The following is a 25873-nucleotide window of genomic DNA, read 5'->3' as shown; positions in this document are numbered from 1 at the left end:
TCGCCGCACGTTTTCGGGCACGCGCATAAGAGAGAGAGGCCGGGATGTACATCTATCGCTTGGTCCTGCTCCTGGTAGTGGGGATTTATCTGTTCTCCCCGGCCATCATGGATTGGTGGATCGACGCCACTGGCGCCTGGTATCGCCCTTATTTGCTCTGGCTGATTCTGATCGTCGTGACCTTCATCCTGCAGAGCCAAAAAGATGCCGATGAGCTTTAGCCTGACCCAGATGATCCTGATCAGCGCCGCGTACCTGGCGGTGCTGTTCGGTGTAGCCTGGATCAGTGAACGGGGCATGATCCCCCGGGCGATCATTCGCCATCCGCTGACCTACACCCTGTCGCTGGGCGTTTATGCCAGTGCCTGGGCGTTTTACGGCACGGTGGGCCTGGCTTATCAGTACGGCTACGGTTTTCTGTCCAGCTACCTTGGGGTTTCCGGGGCGTTTTTGCTGGCGCCGGTGCTTTTGTACCCGATCCTGAAAATCACCCGCACTTACCAACTCTCATCGCTGGCCGACCTGTTCGCGTTCCGCTTCCGCAGTACCTGGGCCGGTGCGCTGACGACGATTTTCATGCTGATCGGTGTGCTGCCGTTGCTGGCGTTGCAGATTCAGGCGGTAGCCGACTCCATCGGCATCCTCACCCGCGAGCCGGTGCAGCATCGCGTGGCACTGAGTTTTTGCGCGCTGATTACGCTGTTCACGATTTTCTTCGGCTCGCGTCACATCGCCACCCGTGAGAAACATGAAGGCCTGGTGTTCGCAATCGCCTTCGAGTCGGTGATCAAGCTGATCGCGATTGGTGGCGTCGGCCTGTATGCACTGTATGGCGTGTTCGATGGCCCGCAACAGCTGGAACTGTGGCTGCTGCAAAACCAGACCGCCCTCGCCGCCCTGCACACGCCACTGCAGGAAGGTCCATGGCGCACGCTGCTGCTGGTGTTCTTCGCCTCGGCGATCGTCATGCCGCACATGTACCACATGACCTTTACCGAAAACCTCAACCCGCGCTCGCTGGTCAGCGCGAGCTGGGGCTTGCCGCTGTTCCTGCTGCTGATGAGCCTGGCAGTGCCGTTGATTCTCTGGGCCGGGTTGAAACTCGGTGCCACCACCAATCCGGAATATTTCACCTTGGGCATCGGCATCGCCGCCAATAGCAAAGCCCTGGCGCTGTTGGCGTATGTCGGTGGATTGTCGGCGGCCAGCGGGCTGATCATCGTTACTACGCTGGCGCTGTCCGGGATGGCACTGAACCACTTGGTGCTACCGCTCTATCAGCCGCCGGCCGAGGGCAATATCTACCGCTGGCTGAAATGGACCCGCCGGGCGCTGATCGTCGCGATCATCATGGCCGGCTACGGTTTTTACCTGATGCTGGGCGCGGAACAGGACCTGGCCAACCTCGGCATCGTCGCCTTCGTCGCCACGTTGCAGTTCCTGCCGGGAGTGTTGTCGGTGCTGTACTGGCCGACCGCCAACCGTCGCGGCTTCATCGCAGGCCTCCTGGCGGGGATTCTGGTGTGGCTGGTGACCATGCTGTTGCCGCTGGTCGGCAATCTGCAAGGCTTCTACATTCCGTTGCTGAACATGATTTACGTGCTGGACGACACCAGCTGGCACATGGCGGCAATTGCCTCGCTGGCCGCCAACGTGCTGATGTTCACTCTGATCTCACTGTTCACCAACGCCAGCCCCGAAGAGGCCAGCGCCGCCGAAGCCTGCGCGGTGGACAACGTTCGCCGCCCGCAACGCCGCGAACTGCATGCCGCCTCGCCTCAGGAATTCGCCACGCAACTGGCCAAACCGCTGGGCGCCAAGGCGGCGCAGAAAGAAGTCGAACAAGCGCTGCGTGACCTTTATCTGCCGTTCGACGAACGCCGGCCTTACGCCTTGCGTCGTTTGCGTGACCGTATCGAAGCCAACCTCTCCGGTCTGATGGGCCCGAGCGTGGCGCAGGACATGGTCGAAACCTTCCTGCCCTATAAGGCCGGCGGCGAAAACTACGTCACCGAAGACATCCACTTCATCGAAAGTCGCCTCGAGGACTACCACTCGCGCCTCACCGGCCTTGCCGCCGAACTCGATGCCCTGCGCCGCTACCACCGCCAAACCCTGCAGGAACTGCCGATGGGCGTGTGTTCGCTGGCCAAGGATCAGGAAATCCTCATGTGGAACAAAGCCATGGAGGAGCTGACCGGGATTGCCGCGCAGCGCGTGGTCGGTTCGCGCCTGAGTACCATTGCCGATCCATGGAAAGAGCTGCTGCAAGGCTTCATCAATCTGCCGGACGAACACTTGCACAAGCAGCACCTGGCCCTCGATGGCCAGACCCGCTGGCTGAACCTGCACAAAGCGGCAATCGACGAACCGCTGGCACCGGGTAACAGCGGCCTGGTGCTGCTGGTGGAAGACCTGACCGAAACCCAGATGCTCGAAGACAAACTGGTGCACTCCGAGCGCCTGGCCAGCATTGGCCGACTAGCGGCCGGCGTGGCCCATGAAATCGGCAACCCGATCACCGGCATTGCCTGTCTCGCGCAAAACCTGCGCGAAGAACGTGAAGAAGACGCCGAACTCACGGAAATCAGCGGGCAGATCCTCGAGCAGACCAAACGCGTGTCACGCATCGTTCAGTCGCTGATGAGCTTCGCCCACGCGGGCGCTCATCAGCACAGCGACGAGCCCGTTTGTCTGGCGGAAGTGGCCCAGGATGCCATCGGCCTGCTGGCCTTGAACCGGCGCAATTTCGAAGTACAGTTCTACAACCTGTGCGACCCCGATCACTGGGTCGAAGGCGACCCGCAGCGGCTCGCCCAGGTATTGATCAATCTGCTCTCAAACGCCCGTGACGCCTCGCCTCCGGGCAGCGCAGTGCGCGTCAAGAGCGAAGCCGGCGAACACACGGTCGATCTGATCGTCGAAGACGAAGGCAGCGGTATTCCCTCGAGCATCATGGACCGACTGTTCGAACCCTTCTTCACCACCAAGGATCCTGGCGAAGGCACCGGTCTGGGCCTTGCACTGGTCTATTCCATCGTTGAAGAGCATTATGGACAAATCACCATCGACAGCCCGGCTGATGTTCAAAGCCAACGCGGCACCCGTATCCGGGTGACCTTACCGCGTCATGTCGAAGCGACGTCCGCTGTGAACTGAGACCGTCGAGAGTATCGAATCAATGCCGCACATTTTGATCGTCGAAGACGAAACAATTATCCGCTCCGCCTTGCGCCGTCTGCTGGAACGTAACCAGTACCAGGTCAGCGAAGCCGGATCCGTGCAGGAAGCACAAGAGCGTTTCAGCATTCCCACGTTTGACCTGATCGTCAGTGACCTGCGCCTGCCGGGCGCGCCAGGTACCGAGTTGATCAAACTCGGCCAGGGCACTCCGGTGCTGATCATGACCAGTTACGCCAGCCTGCGTTCGGCCGTCGACTCCATGAAAATGGGCGCGGTGGACTACATCGCCAAGCCTTTCGATCACGACGAGATGCTCCAGGCCGTCGCGCGAATCCTGCGTGACCGGCAATCGGCGCAAGCCAGCGGTGAGCCGGTCGTCGGCAAAGCGTCCAATGGCGCCGCAGCAAAAAGCGGTGTCGACAACAGCAATGGCGAAATCGGCATCATCGGTTCTTGCCCGCCGATGCAGGACCTGTACAGCAAAATCCGTAAAGTCGCGCCGACCGATTCCAATGTCCTGATCCAGGGCGAATCCGGTACCGGTAAAGAACTGGTAGCACGTGCCCTGCACAACCTGTCCAAACGCGCCAAGGCACCGATGATTTCGGTGAACTGCGCAGCCATTCCGGAAAGCCTGATCGAGTCTGAACTGTTCGGCCACGAAAAAGGCGCGTTCACCGGCGCCAGCGCCGGGCGTGCCGGGTTGGTGGAAGCGGCTGACGGCGGCACCTTGTTCCTCGATGAAATCGGTGAACTGCCACTGGAAGCCCAGGCCCGCCTGTTGCGCGTATTGCAGGAAGGTGAAATCCGCCGGGTTGGCTCGGTCCAGTCGCAGAAGGTCGATGTACGCCTGATCGCCGCGACCCACCGGGACCTCAAGAGCCTGGCGAAGATCGGCCAGTTCCGTGAAGACTTGTATTACCGCCTCCACGTGATCGCCCTGAAACTGCCGGCCCTGCGCGAGCGCGGTGCGGACGTCAATGAAATTGCCAATGCCTTCCTGGCGCGGCAGAGCGCGCGGGTCAACCGCACCGATCTGAAATTCGCCCTGGATGCCGAGCAAGCAATTCGGCATTACTCCTGGCCGGGTAACGTTCGCGAACTGGAAAACGCGGTCGAGCGCGCGGTGATTCTGTGCGAGAGCCCGGAGATTTCCGCCGAGCTGCTGGGCATCGACATCGAACTCAGCGATCTGGAAGACGACGATTTCATCGGCCTCGCGCCCCAGCAGGGCAACAGCGCCGGTAACACCAGCCACGAACCGACCGAAGATCTGTCCCTGGAAGACTACTTCCAGCACTTCGTGCTCGAGCATCAGGATCACATGACCGAAACCGAACTGGCCCGCAAACTCGGGGTCAGTCGCAAATGCTTGTGGGAACGCCGTCAGCGCCTGGGCATCCCGCGGCGCAAGACCGGAGTGGCCAGCGAGAGCTGAACCGCGCCTGTCAGATGCGCGGGTAACACGTGACATTGTGGAAAAACTGTTACCTCAGCTTTTTCACGTAACAGAAGCCGGGGCTTACGGTAACGAAGCCCCGGTTTTTTTTGACCTCGAAAAGCCTCATTAGCCCGCCTAACCCCTTGTTTTATTGGACTTCACAAAAGTTGGCACGCACCCTGCTATATGTTCAGTACAAGAACAATAACAAGTAATGCACAAGACAATAAAAATAAGACGAATCGACTCACGCACAATAAAAACAAGACGGCGAGAGGCGTAGCTAACTGATTCTTTTGGAGAGGCGTTGCATTTGGGGCTTGCCCCGCAACCAGGCCGAGAACAATAAAAAACTGTCCCGAGACAGTGCCTGAACTGGTTGGATCACACGATCATAGCAACACAGCGACCAAAGCAATCCGTTTGCTCTTGGCTCCCGATTGGGAGGGTCATGAAGGAAAACTTCATGGCGAGGGCGCTCAACAAAAACAAGAAGCCCGAAACCAATAATAAAAATAGAGCACGCAACTACTTCTGGGGGAGCTTCGGCTCCCCTTGTGGTTTCTGGCGTTTGGCATTCTCTGTCTGTAGCAGCTGCCGAGCAGCGCGAGGCTGCGTTCGACTGCGCAGCAGTCGCAAATACGGGCAACCGGTTCCTACTGACACACCGCAATCTCTGGTTTTACGACGGCTTCGCCGCCGAACGCAGCCTCGCGCTGCTCGGCAGCTGCTACAAAACCGCCCCTTTCAAGACATTCCCCTTCAAGCGCTTGCGCAGCTTCCTACACCATCCCCCGACTAAATGCTAGAATCCCGGCCCATCATGCGGTCATTCTTCGTTATGGCCGAACATTCCTTCAAACAGTGCATCCCATGCTGAAGAAGCTGTTCCAGTCATTCCGTTCTCCCCTGCGTCGTACGCAACACATCCGCAGCACGCCTGAAGTGCTCAATAGCGGCCAACATTCGCTGCAAAAGGCGCAATTCAGCCGTTACGCGGTCAACATCGTCGAACGCTTGCAGAACGCCGGTTACCAGGCTTACCTGGTCGGCGGCTGTGTGCGTGACATGCTGCTCGGCATCACGCCGAAAGATTTCGACGTCGCCACCAGTGCCACCCCTGAACAGGTACGGGCCGAATTCCGCAACGCGCGGATCATCGGTCGTCGCTTCAAACTGGTGCATATCCACTTTGGCCGCGAAATCATTGAAGTCGCGACCTTCCGCGCCAATCACCCGCAAAATGACGAGGAAGAAGACAGCAACCAGTCTTCCCGTAACGAAAGCGGGCGCATCTTGCGCGATAACGTCTACGGCACGCTGGAAGAAGACGCGCAACGCCGCGACTTCACCATCAACGCCCTGTATTACGATCCTGTCAGCGAACGCATTCTCGACTACGCCAATGGCGTACACGACATCCGCAATCACTTGATCCGCCTGATCGGCGATCCGAAGCAGCGCTACCAGGAAGACCCGGTGCGGATGCTGCGGGCCGTGCGTTTCGCCGCCAAGCTGAATTTCGGTATCGAGAAGCACAGCGCCCTGCCGATCCGCGATCTGGCACCGATGCTGCGCGAGATTCCATCAGCTCGTCTGTTCGAAGAAGTGCTCAAGCTGTTCCTCTCCGGCCACGCCGCGGACACCTTCGAGATGCTGGTCGACCTGCAGCTATTCGATCCGCTGTTCCCGGCCAGTGCCGAGGCGCTGGAATACAACCCGACGTACACCCACACGTTGATCAGTGAAGCACTGATCAACACGGACTTGCGGATCAAGCAGAACAAACCGGTTACCCCGGCGTTCCTGTTCGCCGCCCTGCTCTGGCCTGCCCTGCCGGCCCGCGTGTTGCGCCTGCAAGAACGTGGCATGCCGCCGATTCCGGCGATGCAGGAAGCAGCGCACGAGTTGATTGCCGAACAGTGCCAGCGTATTGCGATTCCGAAACGCTTCACCATGCCGATCCGCGAGATCTGGGACATGCAAGAGCGCCTGCCGCGCCGCAGCGGCAAGCGGGCCGACCTGTTGCTGGACAACCCGCGGTTCCGTGCCGGTTACGACTTCCTGCTGCTGCGCGAAAGCGCTGGCGAACAGACGGACGGCCTGGGCGAATGGTGGACCGACTATCAGGACGCCAACGACAGCGAACGTCGGGACATGATCCGCGAACTCAGCGGCAAGGACGACGGCAGCGGTGCTCCGCGCAAACGTCGCCGCAGTGGCGGTGCCAAACGCAAACGCGCTGCCGGCGCTTCGAGCACGACAGGCGAATAGGCTATGGAACGCATCTACATCGGCATGGGCAGCAATCTGGCTGACCCTGCCGAACAGTTGCGCAGCGCTGTCGAGGCCTTGGCACGCTTGCCGCAGACCGAACTGGTCGGTGTTTCCGGGTTTTATCAAAGCGACTCGCTGCTGCCCGGCCAACCGCGTTATACCAACGCGGTCGCCGCTCTCGACAGCCGCCTCGCGCCGCTGGAACTGCTCGATGCCCTGCAAGCCATCGAGAACGGACAAGGCCGCCAGCGCCTTGAACGCTGGGGCCCGCGCACGCTGGATCTGGACATCGTGTTGTTCGGCGATCGACTGATCGACGAACCGCGCCTCAAAGTCCCTCACTATCACCTGCAGGAACGAGCCTTTGTGCTCTATCCGCTGGCCGAACTGGCACCAGCGAACTTGCGCCTGGCTGACGGCCGCACCCTCGCAGAATTACTCGCCGCCTGCCCGTTCGTCGGCCTGGAACGCCTGCCGCCGATTTAACGCTAATCCCTTGTGGGAGCGGGCTTGCTCGCGAAGACGGCTTATCATTCGACATTGATGTTGACTGACACTCCGCTTTCGCGAGCAAGCCCGCTCCCACATTGGTTTTGTGGCCGGTGCCAGATCTCGCCTCACAAATACCTGCTGAATCGCATCAGTAACGTCGGTAACACCCCACACGTAACAATGCGGTAACACATGCAATTGACTTCCCGGGTTCTCCTCACGACTATAGGCGTCCCGCTGCCGCCAACGCGGCGCTAAAGGGCGCAGTCCAGGCCTTACAAGCACCACGAAAGAGGGTGCGCCTGTATAAATGACGAATCACGCGCGTTACTCGCAGTAGTTTTCATAGCGCCTGTAATGAGGATTTTTTTCATGCCAGCCATCACCCTGACCACGCTCCAGAGCCTCAAGCAGACAGGTGAAAAGATCACCATGCTGACCTGCTATGACGCGACCTTCGCCCACGCCTGCAATGAGGCCGGGGTTGAAGTGCTGCTGGTGGGCGACTCCCTCGGCATGGTCTTGCAAGGTCACGACAGCACCCTGCCGGTGACCACTGCAGAAATGGCCTACCACGTGGCAGCCGTCAAACGCGGCAACACCGATGCCCTGATCCTCGCCGACCTGCCCTTCATGGCCTACGCCACCCTCGATCAAACCATGACCAACAGCGCCCTGTTGATGCAGGCCGGTGCGCACATGGTCAAGGTTGAAGGGGCATTGTGGCTCGCGGACTCGATCCGTCTGCTGGCCGAACGCGGCATCCCGGTGTGCGCGCACATGGGGCTGACACCGCAATCGGTCAACATCCTCGGCGGCTATAAAGTCCAGGGCCGCAACGAGAACCAGGCGCGGCAGATGCGTGCCGACGCGATTTCCCTGGAACAGGCCGGCGCAGCCATGCTGCTGCTCGAATGCGTGCCGAGCGAGTTGGCCGAAGAAATCAGCCAGGCGGTGAAGATCCCGGTGATTGGCATCGGCGCCGGCAGTGGCACCGACGGTCAGGTCCTGGTTCTGCACGACATGCTGGGCTTGTCCATGACCGGCCGCGTGCCAAAGTTCGTGAAGAACTTCATGGCCGACCAAACCAGCATTCAAGCAGCCTTGAGCGCTTACGTCACTGAAGTCAAAGCGGCGACTTTCCCTGGCCTCGAACACGGATTCTCTGCATGAACACCGTAAAAACCGTACGCGAACTGCGGGCCGCGGTGGCCCGCGCCCGTAGCGAAGGCAAGCGCATCGGCTTTGTGCCGACCATGGGCAACCTGCACAGCGGGCATATCGCGCTGATTACCAAAGCCACCCAACGGGTGGATTTCGTGGTCGCGAGCATTTTCGTCAACCCGCTGCAATTCGGCGCCGGCGAAGACCTCGACAAATACCCGAGAACCCTGGCTGCCGATCAGGAAAAACTGCTCCAGGCCGGTTGCCATCTGCTGTTTGCCCCGACCGTCGAAGAAATGTACCCCGACGGCATGGCCGGCCAGACCCGCGTCAGCGTTCCGCAACTGTCTGAAGGCCTGTGCGGCGCCAGCCGTCCGGGGCATTTCGAAGGCGTCGCGACGGTAGTCAGCAAACTGTTCAACATGGTCCAGCCGGACCTGGCGATCTTTGGCCAGAAAGACTTCCAGCAACTGGCGGTGATTCGCGCCCTGGTGCACGACCTGAATATGCCGATCCAGATCATCGGCGAACCGACCGTACGGGCCGCCGACGGTCTGGCGTTGTCGTCACGCAATGGTTTCCTCAGCGAAGAACAGCGGGCCATCGCACCAGAGGTCTATCGCACCCTGACCCGGATCAGCGACGCGATCAAACAGGGCGAGCGCGATTACCCGACGCTGATCAACGAGCAGATCAAGCAACTGGAAGCCGCTGGCCTGCGTCCGGATTACCTGGAAATTCGCCATGCGCTGACCTTGCGTCCGGCGACAGCGCAAGATCGGGATCTGGTGATTCTGGTGGCAGCGTTCCTCGGCACGACGCGGTTGATCGACAACCTGCATCTGAACCTCGACGCTACGTCTTAACGGCAAAATCAAAAGATCGCAGCCTGCGGCGTCTCCTATACGGTCTCGCGGGGACCTGTAGGAGACGCCGCAGGCTGTGATCTTTTGCGTTGTATTGCCGCCCACAAAGCCTTCGGGCAAACTGCCCCCCGTTCGATTCCGACCCGGGGAAACACTCATGCACGCCATCATGCTCAAGGCCAAGCTGCATCGCGCCGAAGTCACCCATGCTGTACTCGATTACGAAGGCTCTTGCGCCATCGACGGTGAATGGCTGGACTTATCCGGCATCCGAGAGTACGAACAGATCCAGATCTACAACATCGACAACGGCGAACGCTTCACCACCTACGCGATTCGTGGCGAAGAAGGTTCGCGCATGATCTCGGTCAACGGTGCCGCGGCCCACAAGGCCAAGGTCGGCGACCGCGTGATCATCTGCGCTTACGCTCACTACAGCGAAGCCGAACTGCTCAACTTCAAGCCGCGCATGCTCTACATGGCGCCGGGTAACGAACTGAGCCACACCAGCAATGCCATTCCAGTTCAGGTCGCCTGACCGAACCGCCCCCCCTGCCAGCTTTCCGTTTGTCGGACCGCTCCTGGTTAAATGTTAAAAAAGTACCGGGAGCAGGTCAGACAAAGTCAAGACAGATTGCAGCGCGAGGTTTACTGTATTCGCCCTGCGCCAGAAATCGTGTCGACGCAGTTGACCGGACGCCCACCCACAGCGCTCCGGGATTTTTAGTGTTCAAAAGGCCGTTCAAGTAAAAGGAAAACCGCAGCGATGGCGTATTACCGCACTCCTCACGACGTTACCGCTCTGCCCGCTTGGCAAGCGCTGAATGACCACCGCCAAGCCATGCAGGATTTCAGCATGCGCGAAGCCTTTAATGCCGATCCGCAGCGCTTTAATCAATTCACCCTCAGCAGCTGCGGCCTGTTTCTCGACTACTCGAAGAACCTGATCAACGCCGAGACCCGCAATCTACTGGTGGGCCTGGCCAACGAAGTCGACCTCAAGGGCGCGATCAAAGCGCTGTTCTCGGGCGAAATCGTCAACGCTTCCGAAGGACGCCCGGCCCTGCACACCGCACTGCGCCGCCCGGTGGGCGACAAGCTGTCGGTCAACGGCGTCAACGTGATGCCCGACGTACACAAAGTGCTGAACCAGATCACCGATCTCGTGGGCCGTATCCACGACGGTCTGTGGCGCGGTTACACCGAGAAGCCGATCACCGACGTGGTGAACATTGGCATCGGTGGCTCGTTCCTCGGCCCCGAGCTGGTGTCCGAAGCACTGCTGTCCTACGCCCAGAAAGGCGTGCGTTGCCATTACCTGGCGAACATCGACGGCAGTGAATTCCACGAACTGACCATGAAGCTGCGCGCCGAGACCACGCTGTTCATCGTCTCGTCGAAATCCTTCAACACCCTCGAAACCCTGAAAAACGCCCAGGCCGCCCGCGCCTGGTACCTCGCTCAGGGCGGTTCGGAAGCCGAGCTGTACCGTCACTTCATCGCCGTCTCCAGCAACAACGCGGCGGCCGTGGCGTTCGGTATTCGTGAAGAGAACATCTTCCCGATGTGGGACTGGGTCGGCGGCCGTTACTCGCTGTGGTCGGCCATCGGTTTGCCGATTGCCCTGGCCATCGGCATGTCGAACTTCAAGGAACTGCTGTCCGGTGCCTACACCATGGACCAGCATTTCCAGAGCGCGCCATTCGAACAGAACATGCCCGTACTGCTGGCGTTGCTCGGCGTCTGGTATGGCAACTTCTGGGGCGCGCAGAGCCACGCGATCCTGCCGTACGACCACTACCTGCGCAACATCACCAAGCACTTGCAACAGCTGGACATGGAATCCAACGGCAAGAGCGTGCGCCAGGACGGCACGCCTGTGTCAACCGATACCGGCCCGGTAATCTGGGGTGGCGTTGGCTGCAACGGTCAGCATGCTTACCACCAGTTGCTGCACCAGGGCACCCAACTGATCCCGGCCGACTTCATCGTGCCGATCGTCAGTTTCAACCCGGTGTCCGACCACCACCAGTGGCTGTACGCCAACTGCCTGTCGCAAAGCCAGGCATTGATGCTCGGCAAGACCCGCACCGAGGCTGAAGCCGAACTGCGTGACAAGGGTATGGCCGAGGATGAAGTGCAAAAACTGGCCGCACACAAGGTGATCCCGGGCAACCGTCCGAGCAACACCCTGGTGCTCGAACGTATCAGCCCGCGGCGTCTTGGCGCACTGGTGGCGTTGTACGAACACAAAGTCTTCGTGCAAAGCGTGGTCTGGGGCATCAATGCCTTCGACCAGTGGGGCGTGGAGTTGGGCAAGGAGCTGGGCAAAGGCGTCTACAACCGCCTGGTCGGCAGCGAAGAAACCCCGGCCGACGATGCTTCCACCCAAGGCCTGATCAACTACTTCCGCGGTCGTCACCGCGGGTGATAGGCTGAAGGGGCGGTTTACCCGCCCCTTCAACTTGCAGCACCGACAGTTCCACGGCACCGGGTTTACTGCAAAATCGGTGGCGTGCGCTATCACTGTAGGAGCGGCCGAAGGCTGCGATCTTTTGATCCTGGTTGTAAAAAACAAGATCAAAAGATCGCAGCCTTCGGCAGCTCCTACGAGGGTCGCGCAGCTCCCCTCTTGTCGCAAAACAAGAATAAGGAACCGTCATGTTCGATATCAGCACGTTCCCCAAAGCCGATGCCGTCCGCCGGGCTGCACAGTTGAGTCAGGACGACTATAAGCGCCTGTACCGTGAATCCATTGAACATCCCAGCACCTTCTGGGCCGAACAGGCCACACGGTTCCTCGACTGGAGCACGCCGTGGCAAACCGTTCAGCGGTACGACCTGAAAACCGGTGACGCAAGCTGGTTTGCCGGCGGAAAGTTAAACGTCAGTTACAACTGCATCGATCGTCATCTGGAAAAGCGTGGCGATCAAACCGCGATCATCTGGGAAGGCGATGACCCCGCCGAATCCATCCAGATCACCTACAAAAAACTCCATCACAACGTCTGTCGACTGGCCAACGTGCTCAAAAGCCGTGGCGTGAAGAAAGGCGACCGCGTGTGCATCTACATGCCCATGATCCCCGAAGCCGCCTACGCCATGCTCGCCTGTGCGCGGATCGGCGCGATTCATTCAGTAGTGTTCGGCGGATTCTCCCCGGACTCACTGCGTGACCGGATCCTCGACGCCGACTGCCGCACCGTAATCACCGCCGATGAAGGCGTGCGCGGCGGTAAATTCGTGCCGCTCAAACAGAACGTCGACAAGGCCCTGCAAAGTTGCCCGCACGTCAGCAGCGTGATCGTGGTCGAGCACACCCAAAACCAGGTGAATTGGGTTGAAGACCGCGACCTCTGGTATCACCAGGCCCTGCGCGATGTCGGTGACGATTGCCCGCCAGAGCCGATGGACGCCGAGGACCCGCTGTTCATCCTCTACACCTCCGGCAGCACCGGCAAACCCAAAGGCGTGCTGCACACCACCGGCGGCTACCTGCTGCAAGCGGCAATGACCTTCAAGTACGTGCTCGACTATCGCGACGGTGAAGTCTTCTGGTGCACCGCCGATGTCGGCTGGGTCACCGGCCACAGCTACATTGTCTATGGGCCGCTGGCCAATGGCGCGACCACGCTGATCTTCGAAGGCGTACCGAGCTACCCCAGCACCTCGCGCTTCTGGCAGGTGATCGACAAGCACCACGTGAACATCTTCTACACCGCCCCGACCGCCTTGCGCGCGTTGATGCGTGAAGGCCCCGGGCCGTTGAAGGAAACGTCCCGCGAGAGCCTGCGATTACTCGGCACTGTCGGCGAGCCGATAAACCCGGAAGCCTGGGAGTGGTACTTCAATACGGTCGGCGAGCAGCGCTGCCCAATTGTCGATACCTGGTGGCAGACCGAAACCGGCGGCATCATGCTCAGCCCACTGGTCAGTACCCAACGGATCAAACCCGGTTGCGCCACCCAACCGATGTTCGGCGTGCAACCGGTATTGCTCGATGAACACGGCAAGGAAATCAAAGGCGCCGGCAGTGGCGTGCTGGCCATCAAGTCCAGCTGGCCGGGGCAGATCCGCAGCGTCTACGGCGATCCGAAACGGATGGTCGAAACCTACTTCAAACCCTACCCCGGCTACTACTTCACCGGCGATGGCGCACGCCGCGACGAGGACGGCGATTACTGGATCACCGGGCGCATCGACGACGTGATCAACGTCTCCGGGCACCGCATCGGCACCGCCGAAGTGGAGAGCGCGCTGGTGCTGCACGACAGCATTGCCGAGGCCGCCGTGGTCGGTTACCCCCATGACATCAAAGGCCAGGGCATCTACGCCTTCGTCACCCCCATGAACGGCATCGACCCCAACGACGATCTGAAGAAAGAACTGCTGGCCCATGTCAGCCAGGAAATCGGCAGCTTCGCCAAACCGGACTTGATCCAGTGGGCCCCGGCCCTGCCGAAAACCCGTTCGGGCAAGATCATGCGACGGATCCTGCGCAAGATCGCCTGCAACGAACTGGACAGCCTCGGCGACACCTCGACCCTCGCCGACCCGAGCGTGGTGCAGGGCTTGATCGACAAACGCCTGAACTCATAAAGCGCTCGCGCACCCGCCGTTTGGCCGAGCCATTCGGCGGGTTGCGCAAGCAAGCCCGCTCCCACAGGTGATCTTCAGTGAACACGAAAACTGTGCCTCACCTAAATCCACTGTGGGAGCGGGCTTGCTCGCGAAGACGGCGGCACAGTCACCACATCCCTCGCATTTGCCACCCAAACTCAAAGCCCAGAGCTGTTAAACTCCCGCGCCCCCAATTCCCTCCAGCAAGGCGCCCAGCATGTCTTCCTTGAATCAGGCGCTGTGCGCCGCCCTTGATCGTCGCCAGGACCTGCTCGCCGAGCTGCATCAGCAAGGCACCGATTGCTATCGCCTGTTCCACGGCAGCCAGGAAGGTGCCGGCGGCTTGACCATCGACCGCTATGGCCCGCAACTGCTGGTGCAAAGCTTTCATCAGTCACTGGAGCGTGACGCCCTGCTGCAATTGCATGAAATCGTCAATCAACAGCTGGGCCTCGATAGCCTGCTGGTCTACAACGACCGCTCCCGCGGCAACTCGCGCATCGACCGCGAAGACACTGTGTACCGCGCCGACGAGGCCGCCCTGCAAGACTTGATCGGCCACGAATGGGGGCTGAATTATCGGGTTCGCGGGCGCCATGCCGGCCAGGATCCGTTGCTGTTTCTCGACCTGCGCAACGCCCGCGGCTGGGTCAAGGCACACAGCAAAAACAAAAGTGTGCTGAACCTGTTTGCCTACACCTGTGGCGTCGGTCTCTGCGCTGCGGCCGGTGGTGCCAGCGAGGTGTGCAACCTGGACTTTGCCGAAGGCAACTTGGCGGTCGGCCGCGAAAACGGTCTGCTCAACCCGCAATTGCCGACCATGGAGTTCATCCAGTCCGATTACTTCCCGGCGATTCGTCAATTGGCCGGCCTGCCGATCAGCCAGCGTCGCGGCCAGAAGCTGCCGAGTTATCAACGTCTGGAACCGCGTCAATACGATCTGGTGCTGCTCGATCCTCCGGCCTGGGCCAAGAGTGCTTTCGGCACGGTCGACCTGTTGCGCGACTACCAGAGCCTGCTCAAACCGGCACTGCTGACCACTGCCGACAATGGCGTGCTGATCTGCTGCAACAACCTGGCGAAGGTCAGCATGGACGATTGGCGCGAACAGGTGCTGCGCTGCGCAGAGAAGGCCGGACGCCCGGTGCGTGAGTGGACAGCGCTGACACCGGGCAGCGACTTTCCGTCGATGGATCAACAACCGCCGCTGAAAACGCTGATCCTGCAGCTCTGAAAATCCACACCCGTTATCAGACAAATCCTATAAAGCGTGATTGCTTCGGAACCGCAAACGCATGCCATACTCCAAGGCACTCCGATTCCGACAGATGAAGCCACACATGCCCAAAGGATTGATCCGCGCTATCGGCGCCCTGTTAACAGCCCTGGCCCTTTACAGCCTGCTGGGGTTTCTGATTTTGCCGGGCATCGCGTTGCGGGTTGCCAACCAGCAATTGGCCAACTACGCCACGACGCCCGCGACGATTTCGCGGATCGAACTCAACCCGTTCAGCCTTGAAGTAACCCTTTGGGGCCTGATCATCGGCGAGCCGGGCAAGGAACAAGTGGGCTTCGAACGCCTGTACGCCAACCTGCAGATCGACAGCCTGTGGACCAAGGCGCTGCACCTGTCCGATATCGAACTGGACAAACCCAAGACCGAAATACTCTTCGGCAAGGACGGCCAGCTCAATCTTCTCGGGCTGTTCAAAATCCCCGCCAGTGAACCGACCCCGGTCGACCCAAACGCCAAACCCTTCCCGCTGCGCGTGGAGCGGATCAAACTGGCCGGCGGCTACGTGCATTTCGAAGATGCCCGGCCCAGCGAGCCCATCGAGTTTCTCTACGACAAACTGGATTTCGAGCTGAAGAACCTCAGCACCCTGCCCGACGACAACGCCGACATGACCCTGGTCGCGGTCGGCCCGGCCGGGGGGCAGATCGACTGGACCGGCAATTTCAGCCTGAGCCCGATCGCCTCTGAAGGTAAGCTGAAAATCACCGACGGCAAGATGAAATCCTTCTGGCCCTACGTGCGCGATGCTGTGCCACTGGTCCTGGAAAACGGCGTCCTGAACCTGAGCACCGACTACAAACTCAATCTGAACAAAGGCACCGAACTGCTGCTGGACAACGTCGCCGTCAGCGTTGCGCCTTTCGCCATCAAGGCGCCGGACGGCCGACCGCTGGCGAAGCTCGAACGTCTGGACATCAGCGACACCACCGTGGACCTGGCCAAGCAACAAGTGGTGGTCGGCAAGATCCGCAGCCAGAAACTGGAAACCTGGGCCGCCCTCGAAGCCGATGGGCAACTCGATTGGCAAAAACTGTTCGCCAGCCAGCCGTCCAAACAGGCGGCCAAAGCCAACGCCGAACCCACCAGCACACCCGCGGCAGCCGATTCACCGAAGCCCGAGCCGACTGCACCGAGCAAGCCCTGGCAGGTGCTGCTCAAAGACGTGCAACTGCGTAATTATCAAGTGCACCTGGCCGACCGCAAGGCACAACCCGCCGTGGCACTGGAGCTTGGCCCACTGAACCTGGACCTGCAGAATTTCGACAGCCTCAATGGCTCCCCTTTCAACCTCAAGCTCGACACGGGCGTGGGCAAGCAAGGCAAGATCATGGCGGACGGCACGGTCAATCTGGCCCCGATCAGCGCCAAACTGAACGTGCAGACCAGGGATATCGACCTGCGCGTCGCCCAGTCCTACATCAATCCGTTCATTCGCCTCGAACTGCGTAGCGGCATGCTGGGCAGTGATCTGGCGGTCGACTTGAAAAGCACCGAGCCGCTGGCGTTCAGCGTCACAGGTAAAGCCCAGATCGATCAGTTGCATACCCTCGACACTCTGAAAACCCGTGACTTCCTCAAGTGGCAGCAGTTGGCGCTCGAAGGCCTGAACTATCAGCACGGCGACAGCCTGTCGATTGACAAGGTCAATCTGTTCCAGCCCTATGCGCGCTTCATGATCAACGATGACCGCACCACCAACATCGATGACCTGCTGATCCCGCAACCGGCCGACTCCGGTGCCAAGACCGCTGCGACCAAACCGGCAACCGGAAGCGAAAAACCACTGGGCATCCACATTGGCAGCATCGGGATCAATGACGGTTCGGCAAACTTCGCCGACTTCAGCCTGACACCGAACTTCGCCACCGCCGTCCAACAACTGAACGGCAACATCGGCACCATCGACAGCCGCCACGTAAAACCGGCCAACGTCGACGTCAAAGGCAAGGTCGACCGCTATGCCCCCGTGACCATCAAGGGTTCGGTCAACCCGTTCGACCCGATGGCCAGCCTGGACATCGCCACCAGTTTCAAACGGGTGGAACTGACGACCCTGACGCCCTATTCCGGCAAGTTCGCCGGTTACCGCATCCGCAAGGGCCGGCTCAATCTGGATCTGCATTACAAGATCACCAACGGTCAGCTCCTGGCCGAAAACAAAGTGGTGGTCGAGCAACTGCAACTGGGTGAAAAAGTCGACAGTCCGGATGCAGTAAGCCTGCCGCTGAAACTGGCGATTGCCTTGCTCAAGGATGTCGATGGCAAGATTTCCATCGAACTGCCGGTGAGCGGCGACCTGAACAACCCACAGTTCAGCATCATGCCGATCATCTGGCAGACCCTGCGCAATCTGATCGTGAAGGCGGCCGCGGCGCCGTTCAAAATGATTGGTGGGCTGGTCAGCGGCGGTGGTTCAGAGGACCTCGGCACCGTGGCGTTTGCCCCCGGTTCGAGTGACTTGAGCAAGGAAGCCGAAGCGACACTGATCAAACTGTCCCAGGCGCTCAAGGAGCGTCCGGCCCTGCGCCTGGAAATCGAAGGCACTGCCGCCAAGAGCAGCGACGGCCCGCTACTCGCCGAGCAACGCCTGGAACGGGAATACCAGTACAACTACTACAAAATGCTCCAGCGCCGCGGTGACAAGGTGCCGGCCCAAGCCTCCATGCTGGAAGTGCCGGACAGCGAGAAAGGCCCGCTGCTCGAAGGCATCTACCGCACACGCCTCAAGATCCAGCCGCCCGCGGAATGGAAGGATCTGGGCAAGGAAGAACGCAGCAAAAAAATGCGTGAAAGCGTGATCGACTTCTGGAGTTCCAGCGAGGTGCTGTTGCGCCAACTGGGGCAAGAACGGGCCAGCAGCATCAAGGACTACCTGGTGGACAAAGGGCAGTTGGCCGATGACCGCGTGTACTTCATCGACGCCAACCTCGGTGAGGCCGAAAGCGATGGCCGCGTGGTGACGGCCTTGCATCTGGATGCCGAGTGATGGGCGCGCAATGGCTTATGAGCCTGGCCCTGGTATTGGCTGCCGGCCAAGCCGCGGCGGCCGATACCCTGCGCTGCGGCAGTCAATTGATCAGCGTCGGGGACAGGTCCAGCGAAGTGCTGCAAAAATGCGGAGAGCCCGTCGCCCGCGACCTGCTTGGCTACAAGCGCAGCGCCAATCGACGGGAAGAGTTTCAGGTCGAAGAATGGACCTACGGGCCCAACAGCGGGATGTACCAGTACCTGCGCTTTGAAGGAAACCGATTGGTTCAAATCACCAGCAAACGCGGTAACTGAACTCGCGCCCACAGTTTTTTGCGTTGCTCCCAATAGAACAGGCCCCGACACGAATGTCGGGGCCTGTAACGGCCACGTCCATATGGCCTTTCGCATGAACTCTCAAAAAGCGACAGACGTATGACTTGGCCCGCCTGCCGCATCTTCTCCCGGTCCAGGCGAGAAGCCTTGCCTTACTCGGTTTTCAGGCCGTCAGCGGACACCGCTTTGACGCCTTTGATTTTCTTGGCGATGGCCACGGCGGTGGTTTTCTGAGCTTCAGTCAGCGCAACTGTGGACGACAGTGACACTACGCCTTTGTTGGTTTCGACTTTGATATCAGTGCCTGGAATGCCTTTTTCGGTCACCAGGTCTGCTTTGACTTTGGTCGTGATCCAGGTATCGGAAGTAGCTTCCTTGGCTTTGGTCACTTCACCGGCGGCCAGCGTCATGGGAGCCTGGGTGGTTTGCGCGGTCTGTGCAAATGCAGCGTTGGCCATGGTCAGAGTCAGCGCGGTGGCAGTAGCGGCAGCAATAGCGAACTTCTTCATACGAGTAACTCCTGTTCTTCTGAAAAATCTGCTGCGTGTCGTCTTGTCAGCAGGGTTACCAGAGACAGTGCGAACGCTATGCCAACTGCTCGATGAAAAATAAATACATACAAATCAATAACTTAATAACAATGACAATTTTCGAAATCATGCAAAATGCATGAGTGCGACATTATCTACATGCAAGTTGCGGGTTTTAACGCAGGTCTAAGGGCATGAATTGTCGGGGGTTTTCTGGATTATCGGATCGCCCCCCCAAATGACGAGCAAAAAAATGCCCCGTGTCGTGAGAACGGGGCACTGGGTATGCCTGGCAAAGTGAATCAGGTACCGCTGGCGGTGCAGCCTTTTGGACTGTACTCCGGCGCAACCGTGGTGGCGCAAGTCCAGCCACCGGCGAGGGTACGCGAAAGCGTAACGGTTTTGCCGAGCACCGGCCCCGGTGCGTTGAGAATCGTGCAACCAATACTGCCCACACCGGTAGAGGCGGTACCCGTCGCTGTAATCGTGCAATTACCCGTGGGGGTCGTCGCGCCGATCCCGGCGGGGGCGGCAATATCGGTGCCTTGATTAATAATGTCTTCGAAAGGCACCTTCAGTGCCGAGATTTCTGCAACCGCAGCGGTGACCTTCGCCCGTGATTGGTACTTCGAATACTGCGGCAACGCAAACGTCGCCAGAATCCCGATGATCGCCACCACGATCAGCAGCTCGATCAGGGTAAAACCATTTTGATTTTTCATAGACAGGCTCCATGCATGAGTCGAAATCTCATGATCTGTACAGGGTACAGCACAGGTCATGCCAAGTCGTATGCGCCCCTGCAGACTGGGCTCGGGATCACGAAAAAGACCTTTCCTGCTCCCAGGATCCGCAGTTTCTGACACTTTTTGTCACCTCACCTCGGCTGGTTTGGTTCCACTGCTTGACTAGGCTATAAGTCATTAACCGCCTGCGTCCGGAATCCCAATGAATGACATTGCCCTTAGCGGTCTGGCCAAGCAATTGGTGCTGGCCGAGCTGATCACTGATCAAAGTGCGCAACAGGCTTATCAGCAAGCCCAACGCGATCGAGTCTCACTGGTCAGTTATCTGGTGCAAAACAAACTGCTGAAAAGCTGGCAGGTCGCCGAGGTGGCTTCGGAGCATTTCGGCATGGCCCTGCTGGACCTCAACTGCCTGGAAAAAGACACCCAGCCCAAGGGGCTGGTCAGCGAAAAACTGATCCGCCAGCACCACGCCCTACCCCTCTGGCGACGCGGCAACAAACTGTTCGTGGGGGTTTCCGATCCGAGCAATCAACAGGTCATCAACGACATCCAGTTCAGTACCGGGCTGAACACCGAAGCCATCCTGGTCGAAGAAGACAAGCTCAGCGACGCCATCGAAAAATTCTTCGACAGCCACGCCACCGGCCTGGAAGAGATGGCCGATGTCGACCTCGACGGTCTGGACATCGAGTCGGTCGACGACCAGAAACAGGACGCCATCGCCGGGCAGGACACCGATGATGCGCCCGTGGTGCGCTTCGTCCACAAGATGTTGCTCGATGCGATCAAGAGCGGTTCTTCCGACCTGCATTTCGAACCCTACGAGAAATCCTACCGCGTGCGGATGCGCACCGATGGCATCCTGCATGAAGTCGCCAAGCCACCAACGCAACTGGCCAACCGCATTGCTTCCCGGCTCAAAGTCATGGCCAGTCTCGACATCTCCGAGCGGCGCAAACCCCAGGACGGGCGGATCAAGATGCGCCTGTCCAAGAGCAAGTCCATCGACTTCCGGGTCAACACCCTGCCGACCCTGTGGGGCGAAAAAGTGGTGATCCGGATCCTCGATCCGTCCAGTGCGCAAATGGGCATCGATGCCCTCGGCTACGAGCCCGAGCAGAAAGACCTGTACATGGCCGCCCTCAAGCAACCACAGGGGATGATCCTGGTGACCGGGCCCACCGGTTCAGGCAAGACCGTGTCGCTCTATACCGGGCTGAACATCCTCAACACCGTCGACATCAACATCTCCACTGCCGAAGACCCGGTGGAAATCAACATGGAAGGCGTCAACCAGGTCAACGTCAATCCCAGGCAAGGAATGGATTTCGCCCAGGCGTTGCGCTCGTTTCTGCGCCAGGACCCGGACGTGATCATGGTCGGCGAAATCCGCGACCTCGAAACTGCCGAAATTGCCATCAAGGCCGCCCAGACCGGGCACATGGTGCTTTCCACCCTGCACACCAACAGCGCCGCGCAAACCCTGACCCGCCTGCACAACATGGGGATTCAGGGCTTCAACATTGCGACCTCGGTCAGCCTGATCATTGCCCAGCGCCTGGCGCGCAAGTTGTGCAGCCATTGCAAGAAACCCATCGAGATTCCCCGCGAGACGCTGCTCAAGGAAGGCTTCCCCGAGGAACGCATCGGCTCGTTCACGATCTATGAACCGGTCGGCTGTAATCAATGCAACGCCGGCTACAAAGGGCGAGTGGGGATTTATGAAGTGGTAAAGAACACCCCTGACCTGCAACGGCTGATCATGGCCGAAGGCAATTCACTGGAGATCGACCTCCAGATGCGCAAGGACGGCTTCAACGACCTGCGCACGTCGGGCTTACTCAAGGCCATGCAAGGCATCACCAGCCTTGAAGAAATCAATCGGGTCACGAAGGACTGAATATGGCGGTCAAAGCAGCGAAAATCAGCGTGTATGCCTGGGAAGGCACGGATCGCAAAGGTGCGAAAATGACCGGCGAGTTGACCGGTCAAAATCCCGCGCTGATCAAGGCCCAGTTGCGCAAGCAGGGCATCAACCCGGGCAAGGTGCGGAAAAAGTCCGCGTCCATTTTCAGTGCCGGTAAGCGCATCAAACCCTTGGACATTGCCCTGTTTACCCGGCAGATGGCGACCATGATGAAAGCCGGCGTACCGCTCCTGCAATCGTTCGAGATCATCGGCGAAGGCTTCGATAACCCGAACATGCGCAAGCTGGTGGACGAGGTGAAACAAGAAGTCGCGGCCGGTAACAGCTTCGCTGCGGCCCTGCGCAAAAAGCCCCAGTATTTCGACGAGCTGTACTGCAACCTGGTGGACGCCGGCGAGCAGGCCGGTGCCCTGGATACCCTGCTGGAACGGGTGGCGACCTACAAGGAAAAGAGCGAAAGCCTCAAGGCCAAGATCAAGAAAGCCATGACCTACCCGCTGGCCGTGGTGTTTGTCGCAATCATTGTGACCGGCATTCTGCTGGTCAAGGTTGTGCCGCAGTTCCAGTCGGTATTCTCGGGGTTCGGCGCCGAACTGCCGGCGTTCACTGTGATGGTCATCGGCTTGTCGGAGTTCATGCAGGACTGGTGGTGGATGATACTCGGCGTGCTGGCTGGGGGGATCTTCGGCCTGCGCCATGCCTTGAAGAATTCCCCGGGCTTTCGCGACCGGACGGACACCTGGCTGCTGAAACTGCCATTGGTTGGCGCGCTCATGTACAAGTCCGCCGTGGCCCGATACGCCCGCACCCTGTCGACGACGTTTGCCGCCGGCGTACCACTGGTCGAAGCCCTGGAGTCAGTAGCGGGCGCGACCGGCAATATCGTGTTCAAGCGAGCGGTGTTGCGCATCAAGCAGGACGTTTCGACCGGCATGCAGCTGAATTTTTCCATGCGTACCTCCGGTATCTTTCCGACCATGGCGATCCAGATGACGGCCATTGGCGAAGAGTCCGGCGCGCTGGACGACATGCTCGACAAGGTCGCGAGTTTCTACGAGGCCGAGGTGGACAACATGGTCGATAACCTGACCAGCCTGATGGAACCCTTCATCATGGTGGTGCTGGGGGTTATCGTCGGCGGGCTGGTAGTTGCAATGTACCTGCCTATCTTCCAACTCGGCTCAGCGGTCTGATATGTCCTTGAACGAATTTCTGAGCCTCAACCCGCTGGCCTTTGTGATTACCGCAGGGCTGATCGGCCTGCTGATCGGCAGTTTTCTCAACGTGGTGGTCTGGCGCCTGCCGAAAATGCTCGAGCGTGAATGGCGCCTGCAGGCCCATGACGTACTGGACTTGCCAGCCGAAGCCCCCGGCCCGACCTACAACCTGATATTGCCCCACTCCGAGTGTCCTCACTGCGGCCATCGGATTCGAGTGTGGGAAAACATTCCAATACTCAGTTATCTGTTTTTACGTGGGCGATGCTCGAGCTGTGCAGCGCCGATCAGTAAACGTTACCCGCTGACCGAACTGACCTGCGGCCTGCTGTCGGCGTTCGTCGCCTGGCATTTCGGTTTCGGCTGGCAGGCCTGCATGGTGCTGGTCCTGAGTTGGGGCCTGCTGGCGATGAGCCTGATCGATGCCGAACATCAACTGTTGCCGGACGTACTGGTGATGCCATTGATGTGGTTGGGACTGGTCCTCAACAGCTTCGGGCTCTTCGTATCACTGCATGACGCGTTCTGGGGCGCGGTGGCCGGCTACATGGCGCTGTGGACGGTGTTCTGGCTGTTCAAGCTGGTCACCGGCAAGGACGGCATCGGTTACGGTGACTTCAAGCTCCTGGCGATGCTCGGCGCCTGGGGCGGCTGGCAGATCCTGCCCATGACCATTCTGCTGTCATCGCTGGTAGGGGCCATTCTCGGGGTGATTTTGCTGCGCCTGCGGGATGCGAAAACCTCGACGCCGCTACCCTTTGGACCCTATCTGGCCATTGCCGGCTGGATTGCCTTGCTCTGGGGTGGTCAAATAACCGGCTTCTATTGGCAGTTTGTCGGTTTGAAATGAATACCCCTGTGGAAAAACCCTGGATTCTCGGCCTGACCGGCGGCATCGGCAGCGGCAAAAGCGCGGCCGCGCAGCACTTCATCGACCTCGGCGTGCACGTGGTGGACGCCGATCATGCGGCTCGCTGGGTGGTCGAACCCGGTCGCCCGGCACTGGCAAAAATCGCCGAGCACTTTGGCCCCGGCGTGTTGCAAGCCGATGGCCAGCTGGATCGTGCGGCCCTGCGCAAGCTGATCTTCGAGGTGCCGGAAGAACGCCGCTGGCTTGAAGCGCTACTGCATCCGTTGATCGCCGAGGAAATCGCCCATCATCTGGCCAAGGCACAATCGCCTTATGCGATTCTGGTTTCGCCGCTGCTGATCGAGTCCGGGCAGTACGCCATGACCCAACGGGTCCTGGTGATCGATGCCCCGGAACAGTTACAGATCGAACGCACCCTGCAGCGTGACCAGACCAGCGAACAGCAAGTCCAGGCGATCCTCAAGGCTCAGTCCAGCCGACAGGACCGCTTGAGCCATGCCGACGATGTGGTGGTCAACGACCGCGACCTCGCCTGGCTGCACAGCGAGGTCGAACGCCTGCATCACTTTTACCTTACTTTGCGTGGAGGCCAGTCATGAGCCAAACCCCGACCGTCGATTGCCCAACCTGTGGCGCCCCTGTCGAATGGAGCCCCGAGAACAAATTCCGGCCATTCTGTTCGGACCGTTGCAAACTGATCGACCTGGGCGCCTGGGCATCAGAAGAGCACAAGATTCCGGTGCCCCCCGATGCCGAGGATGAGTTGTTCAGCGGCGACTTCGACCCGCGTCACTGATCCCGGCCATCAGGGCCGCATAAAGCCATAGTCCTGGCCCTCGTCGAGGTTCTCGGCGAGAAACCGCAACTCATCGGCCAGGTCTTCAATATTGCGCACTGCCTTGCTCTGCTGCACCACTGCACTGAGCAAGGCGCGCAAGCTCAATCCCGGATCGAAGCCCACCTCTTGCGCCACATCCAGACTCTGACGCAACTCCTGCCTGGCCCACTCGTAGACACTCATTTCGATGCTCCTGAAAGTTTTCCGAAGCATGGATTCGTCAACGTTTTTTGGATTTGATGTGGATCAAGATTTGGGATCGTCATCTTTCCAGGGCGCCGATAGATAGCGCGTGCGATTGAACGTCTCCAGCCATTCGGGGCAGAACACCACCAACGCGCTGACCACCATGCCGTTGATGAACGCTTCTGGAAAAATCAGCAACCACAGGTAACCGACAAAGTCTTCCAGCCAGTACGGCATGACGAATCGCTCGTCGTACCACAGCAGCGTGAGCGTCAGGATCAGGCACAACAAGGCCGACAGCGCAGCGGCAAAAAAACCGGAGCAGAAGATATACACAAAGGGATTACGCGGCTGCGCGCGCTCCACCAGGATGGCGCAGCACTCGGTGACCAGCATCGGTAGCAGAATCAGCAGCGCTCCGTTTACGCCGACAGCGGCCAGGTCCTGACGCCCTAGCAACACCAAGCCCACCTGCGCGACCAACCCGCCGACAATCGCCAACGGCCAATCCAGCAGTAAGGTCACAGCGGTCATGCCGATGAAGTGATAGGACACGCCGGTATCGAAGTCCCGTCGCACCAGCCACAGCATAAACAGCGCGAACACCGTACCGAACAGCAGATGCTGGCGGCGGCTGTCGCTGAACAGTTCGACCCATGGCGCTCGTGCAATTGCCCAGATCAGCGCCGGTATATAGATCAGCCAACCCACCGTCAGGGTTTCGGATGACAGTAACTCGGCACCGATCATGGCTGGGCACACTCCTTTGTCTTGCCAGAAGAGAACAGGTCATCAGTCTACACCGCCCTTTGATTTTGCTCTGGAGGGGCGTTTTTACGATTGGGGGGTATATCCGTTGCGACTCTTTGGTTGCGTACATATCCATGACTACGGTAACGGCGACTTATGGTT

The 25873-nt window shown here is 59.5% G+C and carries 22 protein-coding genes; 18 read left to right on the top strand and 4 right to left on the bottom strand.

What is annotated here, in order from left to right; genetic code table 11:
- Window positions 1–44 precede the first annotated feature (44 nt).
- The 13 genes from JUI81_RS30150 (at window position 45) to JUI81_RS30090 (ending at window position 18622) form a co-directional block, all read left to right on the top strand.
- Window positions 45–221 carry a hypothetical protein gene (locus JUI81_RS30150; protein ID WP_003176118.1) on the top strand — a complete coding sequence of 59 codons (177 nt, stop codon included), beginning with the start codon at window positions 45–47 and terminating at the stop codon, window positions 219–221.
- Window positions 205–3159, top strand: a complete 2955-nt coding sequence (locus tag JUI81_RS30145; RefSeq protein ID WP_019582859.1) for a sensor histidine kinase — start codon at window positions 205–207, stop codon at window positions 3157–3159. The genes JUI81_RS30150 and JUI81_RS30145 overlap by 17 nt, the downstream gene beginning before the upstream one ends.
- Window positions 3160–3181: 22 nt before the next feature.
- Window positions 3182–4621 carry a sigma-54 dependent transcriptional regulator gene (locus JUI81_RS30140; protein WP_019582860.1) on the top strand — a complete coding sequence of 480 codons (1440 nt, stop codon included), beginning with the start codon at window positions 3182–3184 and terminating at the stop codon, window positions 4619–4621.
- 876 nt (window positions 4622–5497) lie between these two features.
- Window positions 5498–6898 (top strand): polynucleotide adenylyltransferase PcnB, encoded by a 1401-nt coding sequence (locus JUI81_RS30135; protein ID WP_019582861.1) that lies wholly within the window; start codon window positions 5498–5500, stop codon window positions 6896–6898.
- Between the two features lie 3 nt (window positions 6899–6901).
- Window positions 6902–7387, top strand: coding sequence for a 2-amino-4-hydroxy-6-hydroxymethyldihydropteridine diphosphokinase (gene folK, locus JUI81_RS30130; protein WP_204125575.1), 486 nt, complete (start codon window positions 6902–6904; stop codon window positions 7385–7387).
- A 378-nt stretch (window positions 7388–7765) separates the two neighbouring features.
- Complete coding sequence (gene panB, locus JUI81_RS30125) at window positions 7766–8566, top strand: 3-methyl-2-oxobutanoate hydroxymethyltransferase (RefSeq protein ID WP_019582863.1); 801 nt, start codon at window positions 7766–7768, stop codon at window positions 8564–8566.
- Window positions 8563–9423, top strand: coding sequence for a pantoate--beta-alanine ligase (panC, locus tag JUI81_RS30120; protein WP_007938070.1), 861 nt, complete (start codon window positions 8563–8565; stop codon window positions 9421–9423). The genes panB and panC overlap by 4 nt, the downstream gene beginning before the upstream one ends.
- Window positions 9424–9580: 157 nt before the next feature.
- The gene (gene panD, locus JUI81_RS30115; RefSeq protein WP_008153310.1) at window positions 9581–9961 is read left to right on the top strand and encodes an aspartate 1-decarboxylase; all 381 of its coding nucleotides are present in this window, start codon (window positions 9581–9583) and stop codon (window positions 9959–9961) included.
- A 228-nt stretch (window positions 9962–10189) separates the two neighbouring features.
- Window positions 10190–11854, top strand: a complete 1665-nt coding sequence (pgi, locus tag JUI81_RS30110; RefSeq protein ID WP_018930196.1) for a glucose-6-phosphate isomerase — start codon at window positions 10190–10192, stop codon at window positions 11852–11854.
- A gap of 230 nt (window positions 11855–12084) precedes the next feature.
- Complete coding sequence (gene acs, locus JUI81_RS30105) at window positions 12085–14022, top strand: acetate--CoA ligase (RefSeq protein ID WP_204125574.1); 1938 nt, start codon at window positions 12085–12087, stop codon at window positions 14020–14022.
- Window positions 14023–14260: 238 nt separating this feature from the next.
- Complete coding sequence (locus JUI81_RS30100) at window positions 14261–15277, top strand: class I SAM-dependent rRNA methyltransferase (RefSeq protein WP_019582866.1); 1017 nt, start codon at window positions 14261–14263, stop codon at window positions 15275–15277.
- 61 nt (window positions 15278–15338) lie between these two features.
- Window positions 15339–18326 (top strand): DUF748 domain-containing protein, encoded by a 2988-nt coding sequence (locus JUI81_RS30095; protein ID WP_204125573.1) that lies wholly within the window; start codon window positions 15339–15341, stop codon window positions 18324–18326.
- A complete protein-coding gene (locus JUI81_RS30090) occupies window positions 18326–18622 on the top strand; it encodes a DUF2845 domain-containing protein (protein WP_019582868.1) in 297 nt (98 codons plus the stop codon). Before JUI81_RS30095 ends, JUI81_RS30090 begins: the two co-directional genes overlap by 1 nt.
- 173 nt (window positions 18623–18795) lie before the next feature.
- Here JUI81_RS30090 and JUI81_RS30085 read toward each other — a convergent pair whose 3' ends face one another.
- Both JUI81_RS30085 and JUI81_RS30080 read right to left on the bottom strand, forming a co-directional pair.
- A complete protein-coding gene (locus tag JUI81_RS30085; protein WP_028940360.1) occupies window positions 18796–19152 on the bottom strand; it encodes a BON domain-containing protein in 357 nt (118 codons plus the stop codon).
- Window positions 19153–19475: 323 nt separating this feature from the next.
- On the bottom strand, window positions 19476–19895 hold the full coding sequence (locus JUI81_RS30080; RefSeq protein ID WP_019582870.1) for a pilin: 420 nt from the start codon (window positions 19893–19895) through the stop codon (window positions 19476–19478).
- Window positions 19896–20121: 226 nt separating this feature from the next.
- Here JUI81_RS30080 and pilB point away from each other — a divergent pair, with 226 nt between their 5' ends.
- From pilB to yacG, 5 genes are read left to right on the top strand one after another with little or no spacing between them, the layout of a single operon-like run.
- Window positions 20122–21822, top strand: a complete 1701-nt coding sequence (pilB, locus tag JUI81_RS30075) for a type IV-A pilus assembly ATPase PilB (protein ID WP_019582871.1) — start codon at window positions 20122–20124, stop codon at window positions 21820–21822.
- Window positions 21823–21824: 2 nt separating this feature from the next.
- Entirely contained in the window at window positions 21825–23042 is a 1218-nt protein-coding gene (locus JUI81_RS30070) for a type II secretion system F family protein (RefSeq protein WP_007938983.1), read from the top strand.
- A 1-nt stretch (window position 23043) separates the two neighbouring features.
- A complete protein-coding gene (locus JUI81_RS30065) occupies window positions 23044–23916 on the top strand; it encodes an A24 family peptidase (protein WP_204125572.1) in 873 nt (290 codons plus the stop codon).
- The gene (coaE, locus tag JUI81_RS30060; protein ID WP_026286732.1) at window positions 23913–24536 is read left to right on the top strand and encodes a dephospho-CoA kinase; all 624 of its coding nucleotides are present in this window, start codon (window positions 23913–23915) and stop codon (window positions 24534–24536) included. The genes JUI81_RS30065 and coaE overlap by 4 nt, the downstream gene beginning before the upstream one ends.
- Window positions 24533–24733, top strand: coding sequence for a DNA gyrase inhibitor YacG (gene yacG / locus JUI81_RS30055; protein WP_007938961.1), 201 nt, complete (start codon window positions 24533–24535; stop codon window positions 24731–24733). Before coaE ends, yacG begins: the two co-directional genes overlap by 4 nt.
- Before the next feature lie 9 nt (window positions 24734–24742).
- Here the strand turns inward: yacG and JUI81_RS30050 are convergent, their stop codons facing one another.
- Window positions 24743–24958 (bottom strand): hypothetical protein, encoded by a 216-nt coding sequence (locus JUI81_RS30050; RefSeq protein ID WP_007938959.1) that lies wholly within the window; start codon window positions 24956–24958, stop codon window positions 24743–24745.
- A 63-nt stretch (window positions 24959–25021) separates the two neighbouring features.
- A complete protein-coding gene (locus tag JUI81_RS30045) occupies window positions 25022–25711 on the bottom strand; it encodes an energy-coupling factor ABC transporter permease (protein ID WP_204125571.1) in 690 nt (229 codons plus the stop codon).
- Window positions 25712–25873 lie beyond the last annotated feature (162 nt).

The organism is Pseudomonas sp. 008 (assembly GCF_016861935.1).
GTDB lineage: Bacteria > Pseudomonadota > Gammaproteobacteria > Pseudomonadales > Pseudomonadaceae > Aquipseudomonas.
The sequence above is the reverse complement of the archived record's forward strand: the minus strand, read 5'-3'. Positions and strand labels throughout refer to the sequence as shown.